Source organism: Rhizobacter sp. Root404 (assembly GCF_001425865.1).
Taxonomy (GTDB): domain Bacteria; phylum Pseudomonadota; class Gammaproteobacteria; order Burkholderiales; family Burkholderiaceae_C; genus LMDS01.
Map to the genome: position 1 here is coordinate 1,146,098 of NZ_LMDS01000005.1, position 20,168 is coordinate 1,166,265.

A 20,168-nucleotide genomic window follows, 5' to 3' on the forward strand; every position below is an offset into this window, starting at 1 on the left:
GGCCAGTGTCGCCCGGAGTGCCGGCGCCGAGCAAACGAGCAATATTCAGCTATAAGTGAATTGAATTCATCATGCCCCTGATGCGCCGCCTACCGCCCCTTGTCGCATTGCGAGCCTTCGAAGCGGTGGCCCGCCTCGGAAGCTTTCGGCTTGCTGCAGAAGAATTGCACGTCACACCAACAGCGGTCAGCCACCAGCTTCGCATCTTCGAAGAACATTGCGGGCAGATGCTGTTGCGCCGACGTCCCCGGCCGCTCAGCCTGACGGAAGCCGGCGCCCGCTTGTTTCCAGTGATTCGCGACGGGCTCGATGCATTTGCAACCGCCATAGAACAGGTCCGTGCGCCGCAGAATCACCGCTTACGGGTATCGACAACTAACGCCTTCGCGGCGCGATGCCTGGTTCCGCTTCTGCCGGCCTGGTACCGCGAAAACCCCGCGATCGATCTGGAGGTCATCGGGACGGACCAAGTCATGGACCTACGAGCGGGAACGGTGGACGTGGCTTTGCGCTACGCGCGCGACCCACCGGTGGACGGCGTTGCAGTGGAGCTCACTCGCGATCGCTTTCACGTCGTTGCGGCACCCAGGTTGCTGGAGTCCTCCGACGCTGAGTCGTGGAAGCGCCTGCCGCGCATAGCCTACGATTGGCTCCCGGGCGACACAATGGCGCCGACATGGGAGCGCTGGCAAGCGGTATCCCACATCCGCCTCAATGCGAGCGATCGAATCGCGATGCGCTTTCGCGAAGAGTTGCATGCCATTGAAGCTGTTGTTGCAGGTCAAGGCGTTGCCATCTGCAGCGATCTGCTGGTTCGGCAGGAGTTGTCCGACGGTTCCCTCGTGCGAGTGTCCTCGATCACGTTGGATGGCTATGGGCTTTACCTGGTAACTCTGCCGGAGCAGACTACCTCGCAGGGCGTACAAGACTTCTGCGCTTGGCTGCGACGCGTCTATTTGACCGCGTCCGCAGTGTCGAACGAGAGGCAAGTGCCAGGGTAGTAAGCCGAACTCATTCCCGATTCGACAACGGACTGGATCGACCACCTACTGTTTAGCCACCCAGTGCAGTGCATAGAGCAGACGCTAACGAACGGCCCGGACTGAGGTCGCAGCCGTTCCAACGCTCGAGGCAGAGAACAACTCCCAGCCTCGCTCTTTCATGGACGTACTCGGCCCTACACTGCGCACCCCTCCTGCGCATCGCTCCTAGTTCCGCCGCTCCCAACCGGCCGACCTAGCGTGGCCGGAACAAGTCGGGCATTGCGGACGTGTCCGGCGGACCAAACGCAAGCCGCTGCTGCGTCAGTCCGGCGAAGACTGAACTCGAGAAGTCGCCGAACGCACGAACCGCTGCTGAGTTCCGTGCCTCGCGGCGGTACATCAACGAGATCGGCGGCGCTTCATGACCGATCCACTCGCGAAGGACCTGTTCTAGCCGGCCCTCAAGCAGCCACGGCACCTTGCTTAGCCGCGGCGAGCATTGACACTGCTCCAGCAAGCACTGGCTCTCGATCCCAAAAGTCTCACAGATGTGTTTCTGCGCTACGGGTTTCGGGTAATTATTGTTGGGTGACCATGATCTGCGATTGCGTGGGGATGACTCAAATTTCGCGAAACGAATCCGACTTTTGCAGTTGCGGACACGAGGTCGGCAATGGCACACGCGATGAGTGAGACTGGGCGTGGGGCAAGACCGCCAACGCGCGTCGGCGCCAGTGGAACTTAAAGGCGAGGGTCGTAGTCGACGATGGATGAAAGCCGTTGCTGCTTCCCTTGCCATGCGCCTCAGCCTGTCAATGCTCACGGTACTTGGGTTGACCGCCGTATCCAAGACGAACTCACCTGCGACGGAGGTTGGCGAAACAGCGAGCGTTTTAGCTCTGATCGGTGATGCGGCTTGCGAAGACGATTCGCAGTGCGCAACGATTGGCGTAGGTGCGAAGGCATGTGGAGGGCCAGAGGGCTACGTTGCGTGGTCAATTGCGCGAACGGATCCGCACGCATTGGGCGTTGCCGCTCGGCGAGATGCCGACGCGGCGCGGCGTGAGCAGGCTAAGCAGAATTCCGATAGGGGGATGGTCTCTGATTGCAGCATCTCGCCCGACCCCCGTGCGTTCTGCGATATAGGTCGCTCTGCCTCCGCGTCGAGTGGACTTAGTGGGACTTGCCGAATACGCAAGGCACCGGGCTTGGCGAGTCCGATCCTCCGCTAAGCCGCAACGAAAAAAAGGCCGCATCAGCGGCCTTTGTAAGCTGTGCAGACCAGCTCAGCGTGCGTCGACCGAAACCAACGTGGTGCCGAGTGCGGTGCTCACACCGTCCTTGAACTGCAGCACACCAAGATAGCGGCTGCCGTTGTTAACATTCCACGACGCAGCGATCGTCGCAGTGCCGCCCAGGACGACATCCATCGGCCCCGGTGCACGCAACGTCTGCTTTCCTACCGGCTGCCCAATCACCCAGCTTGACATCGTGTAATTCGCCGAGCCGCCAACGGGCGCGTAGCCAACGACGCAGGCTGAGTAGCTTCCCGCCGCTGGCACCTTCAAATCGACCAACTCGTCGGACGTGCCGCCTCCGCTGGAACCAACCAAAGTGCCCGTGCCACCGGTCCCGTTGTAGACCTCAAGGTCTAGGTCGCTCCCTGAGCCGCCTTGCGTGTCGCTGTTGAAGAGCTGGAAGCGGGCAATCTGCGTCCCGACCGGTACAGTGAAGTTGAAGCATTGCTTCGCATTCGTTGTGATCTGCCCTGCACTCAAAGTTGCCGCCTGCATACCGCTCGGCGTAGTTACCAATATGCCGGTGTATCCCGTACCGACCGTGATCTGGGTCGCCCCGGCTTTACGTGTCTCGCTGATGGAAGCGGGCGCCGCGAAAAGGCTGGCTTTCAGGGTCAACGGGCTGCGCACCTGGTGCAAACCATCAGTCCAAACCACGTTGCCAAATACATAGCTGCCGATACCGGCAGTGGTCCGAGTCATGGTGACGCTGTAGGTCCCGCTGGCTCCAGGGGCCAGCGTCAGGCTCATCGGGCTCAGAGTGCCCGTCCAGCCAGGTGCGGTGGCGGTGCCGGAGTAGGTGGCGGTGGCTTTACCGACGTTTCGGACCGTGCGGGTAATCGTGATTTTGCCTAGGACGCTGGCAGCGGTCAGCGACGCGAGGTTAAGGTTCCACGGGGCCACGCTGCCATAAGTTTGGCAAGTGCTGCTTGAGGCCGATAACGAGCCAATTCCGCACAGAAACCGCAGGTAGTCCACTGGCCCGGCGTCATACACGAGGCCCGGATCGGCGGCGCCGTTGGGGCTCACGTGCCCGGCGCCATAACCAAAACGGTCAGCGTCAAGCGCCCCGCTCGCCAACTTGATGTCAGTAGCCGTCGTCATCAACGCTGACTTGATCATCGAAGGTGACCACGTCGGATGCAGTTGCTTCATCAGTGCCGCAATGCCCGCAATGTGAGGACTGGACATCGACGTGCCTTGCAGCGACGCCGCGGCCCCACTTGGGGTCGCGCCCGCCACAATCGCATCGTGCACAGCCTGTTGGCTCGAGTTGTCAGCCACGTAGGCAGCAATCACGTCGACACCAGGTGCGGAAATGTCCGGCTTCAAGATGTTGGCGTCAGCGAGGCTCGGTCCGCGCGATGAGAAGTCGGCCATCACTGGCGCTATCACACCAGGGGCCTGGACCGCGGGAGTGAACGATGCAGTCGCGGTAGGCGCTGCGCCGTAGGCCAGCACTGCTGCGGAATCCGCGGCGGCCAGGTGCACCGTCGGCACTACGTACGGCTGCAGGAGCTGCGTATTTGCAGTCGCTGGCGTGTTTTGAATAATCATTGCAGCGCCGCCAGCGGTCTTGACGGCGTCGCCCTTGTTGATCAGTGCATTGCCCCCGCGGATGCAGACGACCAGCTTGCCTGCGACCTTAGCCGGATCCAGCGCGGCCAAGGCCGAGCCGCCTAACGATGCGCGGTCAGTGGCGTTGTAGCAGCGTCGCAGCGCTGTCTGATCAGGCGCAGAGAGCGTGCCAACTGGCTGAAGGCCAGCGTTCTCCGAAAGGATCATTGCCGTGGACGGCAGTCCAGTCGATTGATAGGACGGGCCAGTAAAAGCAGCGCCCGAGCCAAGAGTGACGACCGCCGTGGTAAAGCGGTCGTGCGTTGAAGCGGCCACGGTCGTCAACCATGGGCTCATGTGAGCAACCTGGTTGCCGGGGCCGCTGTTACCTGCAGACGAGGCAACGAACACGCCTGCCGCTGCAGCATTGAAGAATGCAACCTCGACCGGATCCAGATATTGTGTTTGTGAGCCGCTGATCGAGTAGTTGATAACGTCCACGCCGTCCTGCACGGCCTTATCGATGGCGGCAACGCTGTCTGACGTGAAGCAGCTGTTCTTGCGAGCACCGGAAGTGGCTTCCACATAGCTCCAGCATGTGCGGTAGGCGGCCAATCGCGCTCGCGGCGCCATGCCGGAAAGACGCCCGGCGGCGATGCCGTTGATCAATGCCTCAGAGCCTTCGTTGCCGCCGGCAGTCGACGCCGTGTGAGACCCGTGTCCGTCCTCGTCACGAGGGCCGACATAATCGGTCGCCCACAACGGGCGGCCGAACGCGGTGAAGCCTACATTGAAGAATTGAGCTCCGATGAGCTTGTTGTTGCACATGGCCGACGTGAACCCCTGTCCGGCCGAACAGGTCCCGCGCCACTTCGCGGGCGGTGGGCCGTATACCTGAGTGCCTGCGGCGAAGTAGGGGACGGGCTTGCCGGTGGCATCTACCTTGTCGGAGAACGAGGCGTTCTCCGGCCAGATGCCACCGTCCACGATGCCAATGATGACGTCTTCGCCCTTGACGTTGCGGCCAATGCTGTCAAGCGCGGACCACAGGCCCCCCGGTGCGCTCAGACCCAGGAAGGCCGGTGTGCGAGTGGTGTCCATCGACCGTGCTTCGTCCGGGGTGACCGCGACTACGCCGGGCACGCCTTTGAGCTTGCTGGCCTGCGTCGGCGTTAGCTGCGCGGAGAAACCATTGAACGCGACGCCGTATCTGTGCAGCACGGCAGCGCCACCGATCTGCGCCAGCGCATTGCTACGCTTGGTATCGAGATAGCTGATGTAGGCACGAACGTTTGGTGCGCCAGCATTAAGCTTGCCGCCAGGTACAGGCCGGGTTGCTGCATAACCGGCGACGCCGCCTTCATAAGCGGCTGCAGGAGGGTCGGCCAGCTGAACGATGTAGGTCTGGCGCGCGCTTTGGGCCGACGCGAGAGATCCCAATGCCGTCAATCCGACGGCGAGTGCGATGTGAGGAAGTTGCATTGAGCTCGGCTCCTGCTACGTACAGCCGCTCGTGAAAGTAGAGCGGCGGGCATTGGCGGCGATGGCCGCAATGGAATACGCACCTGTCATAGGCAGATGCCGTACCCTTGCGTGGACCGACTGTGAGCGAGACTGAGCATTGGCAACCCCCCCTGTTCAGGGGGGTGGTCTGCGCCACCGGGCTATGTTCTAGAGGACGCAGGGTTTGTCCTGACCCCGTTGCGACCTCGGTCAGTCGATCGCCGCACTGTTTGGCTCTCCAAATTTGAGCGCGTGCCGCGATTTCGGAGCACCACGTTTGGGCGAACGTGCTGCTTCATAGCGGACTGTCGCGGGCGTCCGCTACTGGCCGAGACGTTGAGTTCAACGCCAAGCCTTGCAGCAGTCATTCGGCGTGATCGCCCGTTTGCTCAGGGGCAGCTGTCGGCCAGCGTCGCGAAAGGGGAGTCCCGGCCACAAGCAGCCGTTGGGTGGTGCGTCCGGAAGCGGACGTCGATTACCCAGACCAGCTCATTGCATCAAAGCTTCGATCAATGGGCAGGTGGGCGGAGCGGGCGTCGGCGCCTAGCTAGCTGAAGGGTAATCGCGTGTCGCCGAGGGCTGAACCTTCGACATGCGAAGCGGGGCCGGGACGTTAGCGGGCAGCCCCAGCGGTCGCATCTGCCTGGGCGATGAACGCCAGCAACGCGGGCGTCGACTGCTTCTCACGATGCACAACCAGATGACATTGCCGAAGCTGCCGCGGCAATGTCGTGGAGACGCGGCACAGACGTCCAGCTTCCAGCGCATCGTTCACTACCCAGGCGGACAGGCAAGCCACCCCCAACCCTTCCTGAGCGGCACGCTGGATGGCTTCCGAACTGCCTAGCTCGATGCTGCGCCGGTAAGAACGCAGGTGGGGCAGCAAGCTCTGGTCGGTGGCCTCGCGCGTGCCAGAGCCCGTTTCGCGAACCAGCCAGACCGCCTCACGCAGCGTGCGCAGGGGAATGCGCTCGCCTGCCGTACTCGACCGGGCCAGCGCACTGTCGGGCGCAGCCACGACCACCATCTCGTCTTGCAGCCAGGGGGTGACCACCAGCTCCGGCTGGTGGCTGGGCCCCTCGATCAGCCCCACGTCGAGTTCGAAAGCGGTCACGGCATCGCAGATGGCGGCGGTGTTCCCGATAACGACCTTCGACCGCCAGGCGGCGGCGCTGCCGGGCTGCTGTGCCCCCATGAAGCCAGCGAGCAGCTTGGGCAACACGTAGTTGCCAATCGTCGTGCTGGCGCCGATGCGCAGCGACTGCGCCTGCGCGCTGCCGTCGCGCGACATCTGCTCGATGCCTGCGGCGCCGTCGAGCAAAGCCAAAGCCCGCGGCAACAGCGCGCGGCCGTTGTCGTTCAACAGCAGGCGTTTGCCGGCGCGGTCGAACAGGCGCAGCGACAGCAGGCGTTCCAGCTCGTTGACGGCCGAACTGGTGGCCGATTGCGACAGCGCTATCTCAGCGCTGGCCGCCGTGGTGCTGCCGCTGCGCGCCACGGCGACAAAAATCTGCAGCTGACGCAGGGTGAGTCGAAGCACGTCCACGGTGATTGCCGTTGTTATCGATTTCGCAGGTACATCTTAGTCATACAACCCGTTGGACGGGTTGATTGCCAAGCTCTAAATTTGCCTGGCCGCTCGATCACGGGGCGGCGGCCCGCCGCGCCACCACCGGCATCTGGAGCCCGACATGCTGACCCTTGAACGAACAACCCCACGCCCCGCAGCACCCGGCCCGCTGGCCCCACAGGCACTGCATGCCCTTCAATGGGTTGCTGCCCGGCGGCCAGTGGCGGGCTTCATGGGGCCGACCCGCGACGTGGCCCATGCCGTCTCGACCACCTTGGCCGCCGACAGCAGCATCGACCCGCAGGTGCTGCGCTGGATGCCGGTCGCAGTGCCGATGGCGGCCGTGCTGCTGTGCGCCGGCATCGCCTTGATCTGGGTGCTGGCGTGATGCACGCGCTGTCGACCTCACAAGCCAGCCCTGGCCCGTCAGCCGGCCACCGGGCAGCGCGGTTGCGCTTGCAGTTGGCAGCCCTGCTGCCCGGCCTCGCCTTGAGCGGCGCCCTGGCCGCGACCGGCATCGCGCTGGGCCACATCGGCTGGCTGCGGGACCACGGCTTCAGTGCGCTGACGCTGGCCATCGTGTTGGGCATGCTGGTGGGCAACACGGTCTATCCGCTGGTGCCGCGCCTGGCCGCGGCCAGCGGTGCCGGCGTCAACGTGTCCAAGCAGAACCTGCTGCGCCTGGGGGTCGTGCTGTACGGCCTGCGGCTGACGGTGCAGGACATCGGCCACGTCGGCATCGCCGGCGTCGCCATCGACGCGCTGGTGCTGGGCTCGACCTTCGCGCTGGCCTGCTTCATCGGCACGCGCTGGTTGGGCCTGGACCGCAAGACGGCGATGCTGATCGGCGCCGGCAGCTCCATCTGCGGCGCCGCCGCGGTGATGGCTGCCGAACCGGTGGTCAAGGCGCGAGCCGAGCAGGTCACGGTGGCGGTGGCCACGGTGGTGGTGTTCGGCACGCTGGCGATCTTTCTGTACCCGGCGCTGTTCGAGCTGAACCAGCACTGGGCGCTGATTCCGGGTGGCGCCAACGGCTTCGGCGTCTACGCCGGCTCGACCATCCACGAGGTAGCCCAGGTGGTGGCCGCGGCGCGTTCGGTGGGCCCGGACGCGGCCAACTCGGCCGTCATCGCGAAGATGGTGCGGGTGATGATGCTGGCGCCGTTCCTGGTGATGTTGTCGGCCTGGCTGGCACGTGACGACAAACGCCACGCCCACACTTCCGCCGCCACGGGCCAGGCCCCAGGCAAGCTCGCCGTGCCCTGGTTCGCCTTCGGCTTCGTCGCGGTGGTGTTGTTCAATTCGCTGCAGTGGCTGCCGGCCTCGGTGGTGGCGGTGACCACCGAGATCGACACCGCGCTGCTGGCCATGGCCATGGCCGCACTCGGCCTGTCCACGCACATCGGCGCCATCCGCAAGGCCGGTGCCAAGCCGCTGTTGCTGGCGCTGATCCTGTTCGGCTGGCTCATCGTCGGCGGTGCCTTGATCAACCGCTGGGTACCGGCCCTGCTCGGCTGAAGCCTCGAATTCACGGCCCGACGGAATAAACCACGGGCTCTCCTCGTCCACCACAGCAAGCCTTTCCCTCTTTTCTCAACACTCTCCGAAAGACATCCCATGAATACCTTCTTCCGCACCACCGCGCTGGCCTTGTGCAGCACCTTCGTCCTCGTGACGGCCACCCTGCCCGCAGGCGCCGCCGAAGCAACCCCGGCCCGCGTCACCTTCGACGGCCAGATCCGCAACAACTCGCTGGCCCTGAGCCCCGACGAGGCCACGGCCGTCGTGTCCTACAGCGAACGGCCCGATGTCATCGTCTACGACCTGGTCACCGGCGCCGTGCGCGGTGTGCTGCGCGGCTACGTCACGCCGCGCAACATCGTCTTCGCGCCCGACGGCAAGAGCTTCTATGTCTCCGACAGCAGCCTGGGCACGGTGACGCGCCTGGACACCACCACGCTCAAGCCGCTGGCCACCGCGTCGACGCTGGCGGCCGGCCCCGGCGCCTTCGGCACCGCGCTCAGCAAGGACGGCAGCGCGCTGTACGTCAACAACCAGGCCAGCAGCACCGTGACGCGACTGGACACCGCCAGCGGGCAGGCCAAGGCCGTGATCACCGGCTTTGCGCAGCCGCGCCAGGGCGTGCGCCTGAGCCCGGACGGCGCAAAGCTCTACGTCACCAACTTCCTGGGCGATAAGGTCACCATCGTCGACACGCAGACCGACAAGATCGAGGGCGAGATCGCGGGCTTCAACAAGATCCGCGCCATCTCGGTCACCGCCGACGGCAAGACCCTGTTTGCGGCCAACAGCGGCAGCAACGACATCGCGGTGGTGGACATCGCCGCGCGCCGCGTCACCAGTACCGTGCCGGTGGGCCGCGACCCCTACGGCGCTGCGCTCACGCCGGACGGCCGCTTCATCTACTCGGGCAATCTGGCCGATAACACGGTGTCGGTGATCGACGTGGCCACGCTGAAGGTGGTGGCCACCATCGCCGGCTTCAAGCAGCCGCGCCAGGCCATCGTGTTCACGCGCGACGCCAAGACGGCCTACGTGCTGAACGAGGACCTGAGCATCTCCAAGGTCGAGCGTGCCGGGCAGCGAATCGTCGCCACGGTGGCCGCTGCGCAGGCGGTGGCGGCGTACTGAAAACCGGGAACTGTCAGAGAACCGGCGCACCGCACGACCGAGCCGGGGGCTTGCCGCTTCCGGTTCGCCCCGTTGTCGCCCCGCCCGCACAAAGGATCGAATGAAAACTCTGGCCAACCCCTGCCGGCGCCGCTTGGCGGCACTTTGTCTGGCCATGTGCACGCTGCCCGCCGCGTTCGCAGCTCAGGCCCAGACGGCCGCCCCGCCGGCGCTGGAACTCGTGGTGCTGGGCTCGGGCGGCCCGGGTGCCACCGGCCGCGCGGGCTCGGCCTTCGTGGTGTTGGTGGATGGCGTGGCGCGTGTTTTCGTCGACGCCGGCCCGGGATCTTTCGTGCGCCTGGGTGAAGCCAAGCTGGCGCTGGGTCGGGCCGACATCGTGCTGCTGACGCACCTTCATGTGGACCATGCCGGTGGACTGCCAGGCCTCTTTAAGGCCCGTGCGGTGTCCAACCGCGGGCCGGTCGATTTCAAGATCTTCGGGCCGGCCGGGCGGCGTGCGCTCGATGCCGACGATGCCGACTTCCCGGCCACCAGCCGCTTCATTGACCTCTTGTTCGGCAAGCAGGGCGCCTTCGGCTACCTGAAGGACTTCTCAACGCCGCTGCGCTTTCAAGTGACCGACATCGACGCACCCGCCACGGCGGCGGCGCTGCCCGAGGTGCGCACCTTGTTTGATGAAGGCGGCCTGCGCATCAGCGCCGTGGCCGGCCACCACCGCGACGCGCCGGCCGTCGTCTACCGCATCGACCACGCCGGCAAGAGCATCACCTTCAGCGGCGACATCGACGCCAGCGGGCTGGCGGGTCTGCGGCGAATCGCCCAAGGCACCAGCCTGCTGGTCTTCAACAGCGTGGTGCTCGACCCACCCGGCTCCCCCGACGTGCTGTACACGTTGCACACGCCGCCCAAGGCAATCGGCGAAGTGGCCGATGCGGTGCGCGCCGGCCAGCTGCTGCTGAGCCACTTGTCGCCCGCGCTCGACGCGCAGCGTGACGCTGTGAAGGCGTCGATCACCGCGCACTACGCCGGCGGGGTGGTGTTCGCGCAAGACGGTCAGCGGCTGGCGCCCTGAGGCGCGCAGCCGCCGGCAATAGTGGCAGTACCAGCCCCGAGTTCGACGCCCGTGCCTACCAACCCCACGAAGGTGATCACGCGAGCCATGCCGTCGGGCCACAGGAACACGGCGGCGTCGAACTTCATGCGCTGGCCGACCGATGGGCTGCCGCTCACGAAACCTTCGGTGCCGACACCGCGGTCCAGGCCCCGCAACTAGAAGGCGCCCGCCGTGGTGCCGAGGGCGTCGGCAAAGGTGCCCGAGAAGCTGAAGGTGTCGCTGGCCGGGTCGTAGCCGGCGAACGCGCTCGCCACATCCACGTCGCCGTTCTGCGGACCGATGTACGTGGGCAGTAGGTCGCCAATGGGGTCGGTGATGCCTTGCGCCAGCGCACCGGTCGCGGCGGTGAACAAGCTGGCCAGCAGCAGGAAGGTCAGGGTTCGCTTCATCGGAGCAATTGGTGGAGCGTGTCGGGCGGGTCAACTGCCGATGGCGTGACAGAAAAAGTTTTTGCGTGGGCCGGAATAGACCGCCTGCCGGCGCCGTCTGCCCTTGTGTCGGGACCTCATGGACCCTTCATCCACCACCGACCACCCCTCACTTCACATCAAGCCTTCAACGGAGCCCTCCATGTTCAAGACATTCGCCTTTGCTGCCACTGCCCTGACGCTTGCCGCTGGCAGCGCCTTCGCCGCCCCTTCCGACGACGCCCGCACGCACTTCCAGGCCATCGCTTCGGGCGACACCCAGATCGTGATGCGCGCCTACGCCGACCAGGCCCAGCTGAACTGGGTCGGCGGCCCGCTGGACGGCACCTACGCCACCACCGACGCCATCCGCGGCACCTGGGAAAAGTTCGGCAAGGCCGTCGGCCCGCTGAAGCTCACCATCGGCTCCATCGAAGAATCGGCCAACCCCAAGGGCTCGACGGTCTCCGCCAACGTCGTCTTCGAAGGCAAGATGCCCATCAAGGTGCGCTACGTGCTGACCTACCGCGAAGGCAAGATCGTCAGCGAAACGTGGCAGATCGACCCCAAGTTGAACGTCGCCCTGGCAGCCACGGCCGAAACCGCCGGCAAGACCGCGACCTACTGATCCACCAGCGCCGCGCCGCACCGGGCCAGACCGGGGGCGGTGCGCACCTGCGTCGTTCGGGTTCATTCCCCGCAGTTGACAACGGAATACCCGCAAGCGCCCGTGCGTCGACCTGATTGAAGTGGTTGACGCACTGCTCACCCATCCACCCAGGAGCTCCCCATGCGACACCCGCTTTCCAAACTTTCGGCCGTGCTGATGCATGCTGCCCTCGCGGCCGCGGCAGGCCTTGCTTCACTGCCCGGCCACGCTGCAGACGGCGCTGAATCGCTGACGTATCCGAACATCATCAAGATACGGGACGGCATGGGCGCACGCGGCGACCTCGCACCGATCGCACGCATCGTCTCGCCGCTGGCGGATTCGCAGATCGTGCCGGGCGAAGGCCGCATTGGCGCAGGCAGCGTGAATGGCACCGGCTTCGTGTTGAACATCGAGGTCGTCACGCGCGACGCGACACCGATCGCCGCGAAAGAATCGCTCAACATCAGAAACACCGCGCTTCTCGGCCAGGTCAACCCGAACATTCCGGGCCTCTATGTCTTCCTCGACACCGACCTCGTCAAGCCCGACGGTGGCGTGATCCCGAAGAACACCAACCTGGCGAACCTCTTCAACATCCTGGGCACCGACGACACGCCCGGCGCGGGCGTGACGCTGTGGCTGGGCTGGCACGTGCTTGAATCGCTGCCGCTCGACACGAGCCGCTTCAACATCACCACCGCCGTGGTCGACACCGCCGGTCGCATCGGCTTCGACAGGGTCTCGATGGCGGTGCTGCGCGGCGGTATCACATCGGGGCAGGCACTGACGCCCCTTCCGATCGATGTGTTCGATGACGGCATCGACGACGCGGACGGACCGGAGGTGACGATGATCGCGCCCCGCGTGCCGTCGCGTGTGTCACCCGGGCCGCAAACCGGCAATCCGACGCCGCCTGCGAATGCATCGCTGTTCTTCATTCAAGTGGCGGCGCTGGACCGCTCGCGTCACGGCATCGGCGTCAGCGAAAACGGCCAAGGCACGGCGGCCCGCTCGGTGTTGGGAACCATCCTGGATGGCAGCCAGATCCAGAACCCGATCACGCATCCCAGCAACGGCACGAACCGCAATTTCCCGGGTCTGAACGTGACCTTCGACGTGCCCTTGCGCCAGCCCAACGGCAACGTGGTGCCGGCGGGCTCGAACCTGGCGCCGATCTTCAACGTTGCCGGCAGCGAGCTGGACGCTGACGGCTATGTCGTGACGACGGCCGATTGGGTGGTGGGCGGATCGCTCCTGATGCCCGCGGGCAAGCGTTCGGTCACGATCACCGCCCGGGTCACCGACAACGCCAATCGCACCCGCAGCGTCAGCCACGTCGTGGGCATCAGCCCAGTCGAGAACGGCCAAAACCTGACGCCCGAACCCTGAGAACGAGGCCGCGCGGCTCCGACCATGGAGCCGCGCTCGACGCACAGGGCAGGGGCAGCCCGCCACCCTGCACAACCAACACCCCATCTTTTTTTCACGCCTGCGGAATAAAAGGCCTGAGCGTGCCGTCTGCCCCGATGTGAGCAACATCTCACCCACGCTGCCCAATCCGCCACCACCTCCACGGAGCTTCCCATGTTCAAAACCCTCGCCATCGCCGCATCTGCGGCAACGTTTCTGGTCACTGCCGGCTGTGCCAACATGGTCGAGCCGCCTGCCAAGGCGCCCGCCATGTTGTCTGGCGGCGCACTCGTCACACCCGGCGGCATGACCCTCTACACCTTCGACCAGGACGTGGCGAACAGCGGCAAGAGCGCCTGCAACGGCGGCTGCGCCGCGCTGTGGCCGCCGATGATGGCCACCGCCACCGACCAGACCACGGGTGCCTACAGCATCGTCACTCGCGACGATGGGTCACGCCAGTGGGCCTACAAGGGCAAGCCGGTGTACACCTACAAGGCCGACCAGAAGGCCGGCGACCGCAGCGGCGACAACTTCAAACAGGTCTGGCACATCATCAAGGAATGACGCCTGTACACCCGCCTGCACACCCAGCTTCGCGCGGGCTCACCCCATCGTCAACATCTTGATGAACGACGACCATCAACTGCTGAGCTGGGTGCCGCGTTTGCGCCGCTATTCCCGGGCGCTGGTGAACAACCGTGACGACGCCGACGACCTGGTGCAGGACACGCTGGAGCGGGCCTGGGCCAAGTCGGGCCTGTGGGGCAGCGTGGCGGACATGCGCGCCTGGCTCTTCAGCATCATGCACAACCTGCACGTCGATGGCGTGCGCCGGCCCAGGCTGCACCCCGTGACCATGGACGATGACACCCCCGAGGTGCCGGTGATGCCGACGCAAGGCGACAGGTTGGCGGTGCTGGACCTGCAGGCCGCGCTGGACCTGCTGCCCGTCGAGCAGAAGGAAGTGCTGCTGCTGGTGGCGCTGGAAGACATGGCCTATGCCGACGTGGCGCAGGCCCTGGGCATTCCCATCGGCACGGTGATGTCGCGCTTGTCGCGCGGCCGTGAGCGCCTGCGCGGCCTGATGGAAGGTCGTGCCGAACCCGTGCGGCTGAAGGTCGTCAAATGAATGCATTGCGAAGCACCCTATGAGTACCGATCGCCCATCGCCGCCCACCCTCCCSCCCMCCCCCCCGGTCACCGAGGCCGAGCTGCATGCGTTTGTCGATGGCCGTCTGCCCGCAGAGCGTGAGGCCGAGATCGCCGCCTACCTGGCCGCGCGCCCCGACGATGCGCAGCGCGTCGAGGCCTACCGTGCGCAGAAGCGCGAGCTGCACGCCCTGTTCGACCCCGTGCTGGACGAGCAGCCGCCGCAACGCCTGCTGAAGTCGGCGCGCCCGCGCGCCGTATCGCCGACGCCTTGGTACCTGCAGCGCTTGGCCGCCGGGCTGGCTATCGCCGTCATCAGCGGCGCCACGGGCTGGGGGCTGCGCGGCGTCGGACCTGGAACAGCCGGTGACGATGCCGCCCGCATGGCGGCTGTGCAACCGGCCCCAGGTGGTTTGACTTTGGTGTCTGCGGGTGGCTTCGCGCAGCGTGCCGCCGTCGCGCACGCGGTCTACAGCCCCGATGTGCGCCGGCCCGTGGAAGTGGACGCCGCGCACGAAGACCAGCTCGTGGCCTGGCTGTCCAAGCGCATGGGCGCGCCGATGAAACCGCCGCACCTGCAGGCGCAGGGCTACACGCTGGAAGGTGGGCGCCTGCTGCCAGGTGGCCAGGGGCCGGTGGCTCAGTTCATGTACCGCAACCAGCAGGGCAGCAAGCTGACGCTGTACGTGTCCAATGACGTGGCCGACGTCGGCAGCGCCGCGGGCTCGGGCGGGGCCGCGAAACCGGATGCGAAACCGGGTGCGAAGAACGCTGACACCGCCTTCCGCTTCGCGCAGGAAGGCGCCGTCAACGTGTTCTATTGGGTCGACGGGCCCTTCGGCTATGCGCTGTCGTCCGACGCCGACCGCAGCGTGCTGGCGCGGGTGTCGGCCGAGGTCTACCAACAGCTGGGCGCACCGCGCTGAAGGCCACGGCAAGTCCCGCAGCGCAGGCGGTTTGCACCGCCATGGAATGAATTGGCCTGAAGCGCGCTCTTTGCTGCGAGCGCCTGACGCACCGACACAGCCCTTCGTTGGGTGCAAGGTCGCGCGTCACGGGCCCCAGTCCACCTTTGCACTGAACAAAGAAAGCACCCATGACCACCCAACGTCGCGACATCCTCAAATACTCGCTGGCCGCCGCGGCAGCCAGCGCGCTGCCCGCAGCACAAGCCCAGGCACCGGCCGCCAGCACAAGCACCAGCACGACAGCGCCTGGCCCCGGCATCGACCCGCGCGACCGCGTCTTCATCACCAACGAAGACTCCAACACGCTCGTCGTCATCGATCCCAAGACCAACACCGTCGAGAGCACGATCAACCTGACCAGCTTCGACGAAGACCCGCGGCCGCCGTTCCGCTACGTCACCGCCGGCGTGGCGCCCACGCACGCGGCGATGATCCACAAGCCGCTGTACCACGGCTGCATCGACGCCCACGGCGCGGTGCCGTCTCCCGACGGCCGCCTGCTGGCCACCAGCGGGCGCGGCTCGAGCAACATCTACCTCATCGACGCCGAGCAGCGCCGCGTCATCGGCAACACGCCGAACCCGGCTGCCGGCCCCACCACCAACCCCGAACGCCTGAGCAGCGGCCTGCTGCTGGGCCGAGAACCGCACGAGCCCACCTTCACGCGCAACGGCAAGGAGCTTTGGGTGACGCTGCGCGGGGAAGACCGCATCGCCATCGTCAACGTCGAACTCGCCCTGCGTCAGTTGAAGGGCACCGACAACACAGGTTCGACGGCCATCCGCCAGTTCCTGCCGACGATCAACGGCCCGGCCCAGGTATGGTTCAACCGCGAAGGCACGCTGGCCTTCGTGGCCAGCCAGAAGGTGTCGCAGGTCGACGTGTTCCGTGTCAACCCGGGCGCCGATGGCCACAGCCAGCCGCAGCGCGTGACGACACTGGACATCAGTGCGCAGGACAAGCCCGGCTTCACGCCCTTCATGAAGACCACGCCCGACGGCGCCGAGGTGTGGTTCTCGCACAAGCTGGCCGATGCGCTGTCTTCTCGCTCGACGCGGGGCGGTTTCGACCTCATTGACAGCGTGCCGCTGGGCATGGGCGCGCGGCCCAACCACGTCGAGTTCGTCAGCAACGCGCGCGGCAGCGTGGTTTACGCCAGCCTGGCGCGCATCGACGACGGCGGCCCCGGCGGCGTGGCCTCCAGCCCCATCGCCATCATCGACCGCAGCGCCGCCGGCGGGCAGCGCAAGGTGGTGGGCAGCTTCTTCAGCCACGGCCGCGAAGCCCACGGGCTGTGGACCAACCCCGAAAACACGCTGCTCTACATCGCCCACGAGCAGGACGAACTGCCCGGCACGCCCAACGCCGGCCAGACAGTGTGCAGCGCCTTCGACGTCAGCGACCCGCTGAAGCCGGTCTTCATCGCGCAGATTCCGCTGGGCAACCTGACCCTGCCTTCCGGAGCGCTGCGCAACAAGAAGAGCATCAACCTGGTCTACGTGCGCGTGGGTGCCAAGGGGCAGACTGCATGAAGGGCATGAAGGGCATGAGGGGCGGACACGCCCAACATGGAGTCAGTGCCTTCGAGCGCGAGATGGACGCTTCGATGGCCCGCATGATGCAAGACATGCACGGCCCGGGCTTCGTGGGCCAGGCCGACATCGACTTCCTGGCGATGATGATTCCGCACCACGCCGGCGCCGTCGACATGGCGCGGCTGGTGCTGCAGCACGGCCGCGACCCGGCCACGCGGCAACTGGCGGAGGAGATCATCGCCGGCCAGACCATCGAGATCGAGAGCATGACGCGGCGGCTGGCGGCCTTGCAGCAGCGCTCTAGCGCGGGTTCGGCAGCCGAATTTCCATCGCTGGGTGGCACGCGCGGGCCGTGATGCCCAGCCTGAGGGTAAGCACTGACGATGGCGATGGAATGAACCGCAGCGCTGTCCGCTCTTGATCACCATGCTGTTCCAGTCTGCCGAGTCCCGCTACAACCAATGGGTGCGGGACCATTACCGCTTCCTGCTGCGCAGCGCCTGGGCGCTGACAGGCTCGCGTGCCATCGCCGAAGACGTGGTGCAGGACTGTTTTGCCAACGCCTGGAAGCACCGCGAGCAGTTGCGCGATGCGGCCTTGGCGCGGGCCTGGCTGTTCCAGATCATGCGGCGCGCCGCCTTCCGCCAGGCCGCGCCGGGCATGCAGTCGCTGGACGACGACGAGCAGCCCGAGCAGGCCGCCCCCGACGCCGGGCTGGACGACAAGCTGGACGTGGTCAAGGCGCTCGCGCGGCTGGCGCCCATCCACCGCGAGGTGCTGGTGCTGTTCTATTTCGACGACATGCCCACCGCGCAGATGGCCGAGGCGCTGGAGATTGCGCCCGGCACCGTGCTGTCGCGCCTGGCTCGCGCGCGCGACGCGCTGAAGCAGGTGATGGGCGTGCCAGTGCGGGCACCCGGCGGCGCCCAGGTCACGCCCTTGCGGAAGACCCCGTCATGAAGCGCGAACTCCGGCCGCCCGAGTTGCCCGACAGCGCGTTCGACTTGCGCACGCGCGCCGAACTGGCGCTGGCCTTCGAGCCCATCGACGCCCCGCCGCACTTGTACCGCAAGGCGCAGCCGCTAATGGCGCGGCGCAGCTTCCAGCGCGCCGTGCTGGGCCTGCTGCTGGCAGGCAGCGGCACCGGCGCCGTGCTGGCCATGCGCCCGCCAGAACTCGTGCGCGGCGCCATCGAACACGAATACTTCGAGCGCACGCTGCGCGGCACCTTCATGGCCAGCGCGCCCTTGCTGCAGCACCTGGGGCTGGCCGGCCAACAGGTGGTGCCCGGCTTCCCGCAGCTGATGCGGCCTTGCGACATCGACGGCCACCTCGTCTACCACCTCACCACCTTCTTCGAGAAGGGCGGCATGGTCACCGTGTTCGCCTTCGACAAGGCGGTGGCACTGACGGAGGGCAGCGGCTGGTGGGGCAACGTGCACTGGAAAGTCATCACCTCGCGCGACGGCAAGCCGCTGGTGCTGGTGGCGCAGAAGAAGCAGGCCCTGGCCGTGGCGCAAAGCCAGTTCGGTCCAGCCACCGACATGTCCCCACCGAATTCCACACCGACCCCCAAGGAGACCCGATGAACAAGACCTTGAACTCGCTGCCGCGGCGCCAGATGCTGGCCGGCAGCGCCAGCGCCCTGGCCGCGGCCGGCCTGGCCACTTTCACGCGCGGTGCCGCCGCGGCTGGCGAAACCCCAGTGGCCAGCGCCACGCCCAAGCCGCTGCCCGCCTACGTGGCGTGGAAAGACCCGGCCAGCGTCATCGTGCACAGCAGCACCACCATCGAGACCAAGCGCGCAGCCTTCGGCAGCGGGGTCATCACGCCGGGCGAGCAGCTCTACATCCGCAACAACCTGCCGGCGCCCGACGCGTCCATCGTCGCCGACCGCGACGCCTGGCAGGTGGCCATCGAAGGCGTGAAGGCGCCGCGCACGCTGACGCTGCGCGAGCTGAAGACGATGGGCGTGGAGACGACCGCGATGGTGCTGCAGTGCTCGGGCAATGGTCGCGGCTACTTCCCCAGCAAGCCCAGTGGCACACCCTGGCAGGTGGGCGCGGCGGGTTGCGTGATGTGGACCGGCGTTCCGGTGCGCGTGGTGGCCGAAGCGCTGGGCGGCGTCGTGCCGGGCGCCGGTTACCTGACCGGCACCGGCGGCGAGAAGCTGCCCGAAGGCCTGGACCCGCTGAGCATCATCGTCGAGCGCTCGGTGCCGGCCGCCGCGATGGCCGACGCGCTGCTGGCCTGGGAGATGAACGGCGTGCCGATCTCGCTGGCCCACGGCGGGCCGCTGCGCCTGATCGTGCCCGGCTACACCGGCGTGAACAACATCAAGTACATCAAGCGCCTGGCCTTCACGGCCAAGGAAACCGAGGCGAAGATCATGTCGCACGGCTACCGCATCTCGCCGCCGGGCGGCAAGGGCGACCCGAGCCAGCCGTCGGTGCAGGAGATGTCGGTCAAGTCGTGGATCAACTCGCCGGCGCCTGATGCATCCAGCGTCAAGGCCGGCCTGGTGCAGGTGCAAGGCGTGGCCTTCGGCGGGCTGAACGGCATCAAGCGCGTCGAGGTGTCGCTGGACGGCGGCAAGACCTGGAACGACGCGCGGCTCACCGGGCCCGACCTGGGCCGCTATGCCTGGCGACAGTTCGTGCTGGCCGCGAAGCTGCCCGCTGGCAGCCACACGCTGGCCAGCCGCGCCACCGACACGGCCGGCAACGTGCAGCCCGAACAGCGGATGGAAAACGCCGGCGGCTACAACAACACGAGCTGGGCCGACCACGCCGTGAAAGTGACGGTGGCCTGAACATGCGCAACACCATCCACCAGCACTTCGTGGTGCATGCCTTGAAAGTCGCGTCGGTGCTCGTCGCAGGCCTGGCACTGCCCGCTCTGCCCGCGCTGGCGGCCGACGAAAGCGCGCAACTCGCCCTGGGGAAGAAGCTCTTCCTGCAGGGCGTCGTCCCGTCGTGCGCCGTGTGCCACACCTTGCAGGCCGCAGGTGCCGAGGGCGCCGTCGGCCCGGTCCTCGACGAGTTGAAGCCCGACGCTGCGCGCGTGGCGAAGGCGCTGCGCAACGGGCTGGGCCAGATGCCCTCGTACAAGGACAAGCTCACCGAAGCAGAGATTGCGGCGCTGGCGCTCTACGTGTCGAAGGCCAGCGGGGGTGCCAAGTGAAACTTCAGGTGGGTGGAATCTGTGGTGCATCCCCACCGATAAAGGCTCGTCCGCGCGGGCCGCAAGACGCTGACTGGCACCGAAACGCAGGGCATCTTCATCGGTCGCCGCCGTCGGCAGCGACTGCTTCTCAACTCCTCGACAGACTGGATTGGGTCGGCAGCGAATGTTCGGCTGATCGCGT

Annotated in this window: 20 protein-coding genes; 16 read left to right on the top strand and 4 right to left on the bottom strand. The window is 66.3% G+C overall.

Annotated elements, in window-relative coordinates:
• Positions 1-71 precede the first annotated feature (71 nt).
• Positions 72-1,001 (top strand): LysR substrate-binding domain-containing protein, encoded by a 930-nt coding sequence (locus ASC76_RS19425; protein WP_200947177.1) that lies wholly within the window; start codon positions 72-74, stop codon positions 999-1,001.
• A 1,268-nt stretch (positions 1,002-2,269) separates the two neighbouring features.
• On the opposite strand, the gene ASC76_RS19430 is transcribed toward ASC76_RS19425, so the two are convergent.
• Complete coding sequence (locus ASC76_RS19430; RefSeq protein WP_082549295.1) at positions 2,270-5,320, bottom strand: S8 family peptidase; 3,051 nt, start codon at positions 5,318-5,320, stop codon at positions 2,270-2,272.
• A 634-nt stretch (positions 5,321-5,954) separates the two neighbouring features.
• Positions 5,955-6,887 carry a LysR family transcriptional regulator gene (locus ASC76_RS19435; protein ID WP_004306488.1) on the bottom strand — a complete coding sequence of 311 codons (933 nt, stop codon included), beginning with the start codon at positions 6,885-6,887 and terminating at the stop codon, positions 5,955-5,957.
• Positions 6,888-7,143: 256 nt separating this feature from the next.
• On the opposite strand from ASC76_RS19435, the gene ASC76_RS25555 reads away from it, so the two are divergent.
• The 4 genes from ASC76_RS25555 (at position 7,144) to ASC76_RS19450 (ending at position 10,635) form a co-directional block, all read left to right on the top strand.
• The gene (locus tag ASC76_RS25555) at positions 7,144-7,299 is read left to right on the top strand and encodes a hypothetical protein (RefSeq protein WP_156147846.1); all 156 of its coding nucleotides are present in this window, start codon (positions 7,144-7,146) and stop codon (positions 7,297-7,299) included.
• A gap of 62 nt (positions 7,300-7,361) precedes the next feature.
• A complete protein-coding gene (locus ASC76_RS19440; protein ID WP_056470206.1) occupies positions 7,362-8,429 on the top strand; it encodes a YeiH family putative sulfate export transporter in 1,068 nt (355 codons plus the stop codon).
• Between the two features lie 99 nt (positions 8,430-8,528).
• Positions 8,529-9,563 carry a beta-propeller fold lactonase family protein gene (locus tag ASC76_RS19445; RefSeq protein ID WP_004306481.1) on the top strand — a complete coding sequence of 345 codons (1,035 nt, stop codon included), beginning with the start codon at positions 8,529-8,531 and terminating at the stop codon, positions 9,561-9,563.
• 100 nt (positions 9,564-9,663) lie between these two features.
• The gene (locus tag ASC76_RS19450; RefSeq protein WP_040828892.1) at positions 9,664-10,635 is read left to right on the top strand and encodes an MBL fold metallo-hydrolase; all 972 of its coding nucleotides are present in this window, start codon (positions 9,664-9,666) and stop codon (positions 10,633-10,635) included.
• Here ASC76_RS19450 and ASC76_RS19455 read toward each other — a convergent pair.
• The gene (locus ASC76_RS19455; RefSeq protein ID WP_156147847.1) at positions 10,617-10,763 is read right to left on the bottom strand and encodes a hypothetical protein; all 147 of its coding nucleotides are present in this window, start codon (positions 10,761-10,763) and stop codon (positions 10,617-10,619) included. The two genes, ASC76_RS19450 and ASC76_RS19455, sit on opposite strands and share 19 nt — an antisense overlap.
• Before the next feature lie 69 nt (positions 10,764-10,832).
• Positions 10,833-11,066 (bottom strand): hypothetical protein, encoded by a 234-nt coding sequence (locus ASC76_RS19460; protein ID WP_004306475.1) that lies wholly within the window; start codon positions 11,064-11,066, stop codon positions 10,833-10,835.
• A 181-nt stretch (positions 11,067-11,247) separates the two neighbouring features.
• Between ASC76_RS19460 and ASC76_RS19465 the strand changes: the two genes are divergently transcribed.
• The 11 genes from ASC76_RS19465 (at position 11,248) to ASC76_RS19515 (ending at position 19,984) form a co-directional block, all read left to right on the top strand.
• Positions 11,248-11,712, top strand: a complete 465-nt coding sequence (locus ASC76_RS19465; protein ID WP_004306473.1) for a nuclear transport factor 2 family protein — start codon at positions 11,248-11,250, stop codon at positions 11,710-11,712.
• 162 nt (positions 11,713-11,874) lie between these two features.
• On the top strand, positions 11,875-13,125 hold the full coding sequence (locus ASC76_RS19470; RefSeq protein WP_004306471.1) for a hypothetical protein: 1,251 nt from the start codon (positions 11,875-11,877) through the stop codon (positions 13,123-13,125).
• 261 nt (positions 13,126-13,386) lie between these two features.
• Positions 13,387-13,713 carry a hypothetical protein gene (locus tag ASC76_RS19475; protein ID WP_051021707.1) on the top strand — a complete coding sequence of 109 codons (327 nt, stop codon included), beginning with the start codon at positions 13,387-13,389 and terminating at the stop codon, positions 13,711-13,713.
• 61 nt (positions 13,714-13,774) lie between these two features.
• On the top strand, positions 13,775-14,278 hold the full coding sequence (locus ASC76_RS19480; protein ID WP_056470208.1) for an RNA polymerase sigma factor: 504 nt from the start codon (positions 13,775-13,777) through the stop codon (positions 14,276-14,278).
• A gap of 19 nt (positions 14,279-14,297) precedes the next feature.
• Positions 14,298-15,224 carry an anti-sigma factor gene (locus ASC76_RS19485; protein WP_056470211.1) on the top strand — a complete coding sequence of 309 codons (927 nt, stop codon included), beginning with the start codon at positions 14,298-14,300 and terminating at the stop codon, positions 15,222-15,224.
• A 170-nt stretch (positions 15,225-15,394) separates the two neighbouring features.
• The gene (locus tag ASC76_RS19490; RefSeq protein WP_004306463.1) at positions 15,395-16,798 is read left to right on the top strand and encodes a YncE family protein; all 1,404 of its coding nucleotides are present in this window, start codon (positions 15,395-15,397) and stop codon (positions 16,796-16,798) included.
• Positions 16,799-16,812: 14 nt separating this feature from the next.
• The gene (locus ASC76_RS19495; protein WP_036231484.1) at positions 16,813-17,157 is read left to right on the top strand and encodes a DUF305 domain-containing protein; all 345 of its coding nucleotides are present in this window, start codon (positions 16,813-16,815) and stop codon (positions 17,155-17,157) included.
• Positions 17,158-17,227: 70 nt separating this feature from the next.
• Positions 17,228-17,761, top strand: a complete 534-nt coding sequence (locus tag ASC76_RS19500; RefSeq protein WP_031943585.1) for an RNA polymerase sigma factor — start codon at positions 17,228-17,230, stop codon at positions 17,759-17,761.
• On the top strand, positions 17,758-18,390 hold the full coding sequence (locus ASC76_RS19505; RefSeq protein WP_004306457.1) for a hypothetical protein: 633 nt from the start codon (positions 17,758-17,760) through the stop codon (positions 18,388-18,390). The genes ASC76_RS19500 and ASC76_RS19505 overlap by 4 nt, the downstream gene beginning before the upstream one ends.
• Positions 18,387-19,613, top strand: coding sequence for a sulfite oxidase (locus ASC76_RS19510; RefSeq protein WP_004306455.1), 1,227 nt, complete (start codon positions 18,387-18,389; stop codon positions 19,611-19,613). The genes ASC76_RS19505 and ASC76_RS19510 overlap by 4 nt, the downstream gene beginning before the upstream one ends.
• A 2-nt stretch (positions 19,614-19,615) precedes the next feature.
• A complete protein-coding gene (locus ASC76_RS19515; protein WP_004306453.1) occupies positions 19,616-19,984 on the top strand; it encodes a cytochrome c in 369 nt (122 codons plus the stop codon).
• The last annotated feature ends 184 nt before the right edge of the window (positions 19,985-20,168 follow it).

Bases quoted from the DNA above. Each gene is read 5' to 3' on its own strand.
- ASC76_RS19425 (WP_200947177.1), top strand. From the start codon at position 72: ATGCCCCTGATGCGCCGCCTACCGCCCCTTGTCGCATTGCGAGCCTTC.
- ASC76_RS19430 (WP_082549295.1), bottom strand. From the start codon at position 5,320: ATGCAACTTCCTCACATCGCACTCGCCGTCGGATTGACGGCATTGGGA.
- ASC76_RS25555 (WP_156147846.1), top strand. From the start codon at position 7,144: ATGGGGCCGACCCGCGACGTGGCCCATGCCGTCTCGACCACCTTGGCC.
- ASC76_RS19445 (WP_004306481.1), top strand. From the start codon at position 8,529: ATGAATACCTTCTTCCGCACCACCGCGCTGGCCTTGTGCAGCACCTTC.
- ASC76_RS19450 (WP_040828892.1), top strand. From the start codon at position 9,664: ATGAAAACTCTGGCCAACCCCTGCCGGCGCCGCTTGGCGGCACTTTGT.
- ASC76_RS19455 (WP_156147847.1), bottom strand. From the start codon at position 10,763: ATGAAGTTCGACGCCGCCGTGTTCCTGTGGCCCGACGGCATGGCTCGC.
- ASC76_RS19460 (WP_004306475.1), bottom strand. From the start codon at position 11,066: ATGAAGCGAACCCTGACCTTCCTGCTGCTGGCCAGCTTGTTCACCGCC.
- ASC76_RS19465 (WP_004306473.1), top strand. From the start codon at position 11,248: ATGTTCAAGACATTCGCCTTTGCTGCCACTGCCCTGACGCTTGCCGCT.
- ASC76_RS19470 (WP_004306471.1), top strand. From the start codon at position 11,875: ATGCGACACCCGCTTTCCAAACTTTCGGCCGTGCTGATGCATGCTGCC.
- ASC76_RS19475 (WP_051021707.1), top strand. From the start codon at position 13,387: ATGGTCGAGCCGCCTGCCAAGGCGCCCGCCATGTTGTCTGGCGGCGCA.
- ASC76_RS19480 (WP_056470208.1), top strand. From the start codon at position 13,775: ATGAACGACGACCATCAACTGCTGAGCTGGGTGCCGCGTTTGCGCCGC.
- ASC76_RS19490 (WP_004306463.1), top strand. From the start codon at position 15,395: ATGACCACCCAACGTCGCGACATCCTCAAATACTCGCTGGCCGCCGCG.
- ASC76_RS19495 (WP_036231484.1), top strand. From the start codon at position 16,813: ATGAGGGGCGGACACGCCCAACATGGAGTCAGTGCCTTCGAGCGCGAG.
- ASC76_RS19500 (WP_031943585.1), top strand. From the start codon at position 17,228: ATGCTGTTCCAGTCTGCCGAGTCCCGCTACAACCAATGGGTGCGGGAC.
- ASC76_RS19505 (WP_004306457.1), top strand. From the start codon at position 17,758: ATGAAGCGCGAACTCCGGCCGCCCGAGTTGCCCGACAGCGCGTTCGAC.
- ASC76_RS19510 (WP_004306455.1), top strand. From the start codon at position 18,387: ATGAACAAGACCTTGAACTCGCTGCCGCGGCGCCAGATGCTGGCCGGC.
- ASC76_RS19515 (WP_004306453.1), top strand. From the start codon at position 19,616: ATGCGCAACACCATCCACCAGCACTTCGTGGTGCATGCCTTGAAAGTC.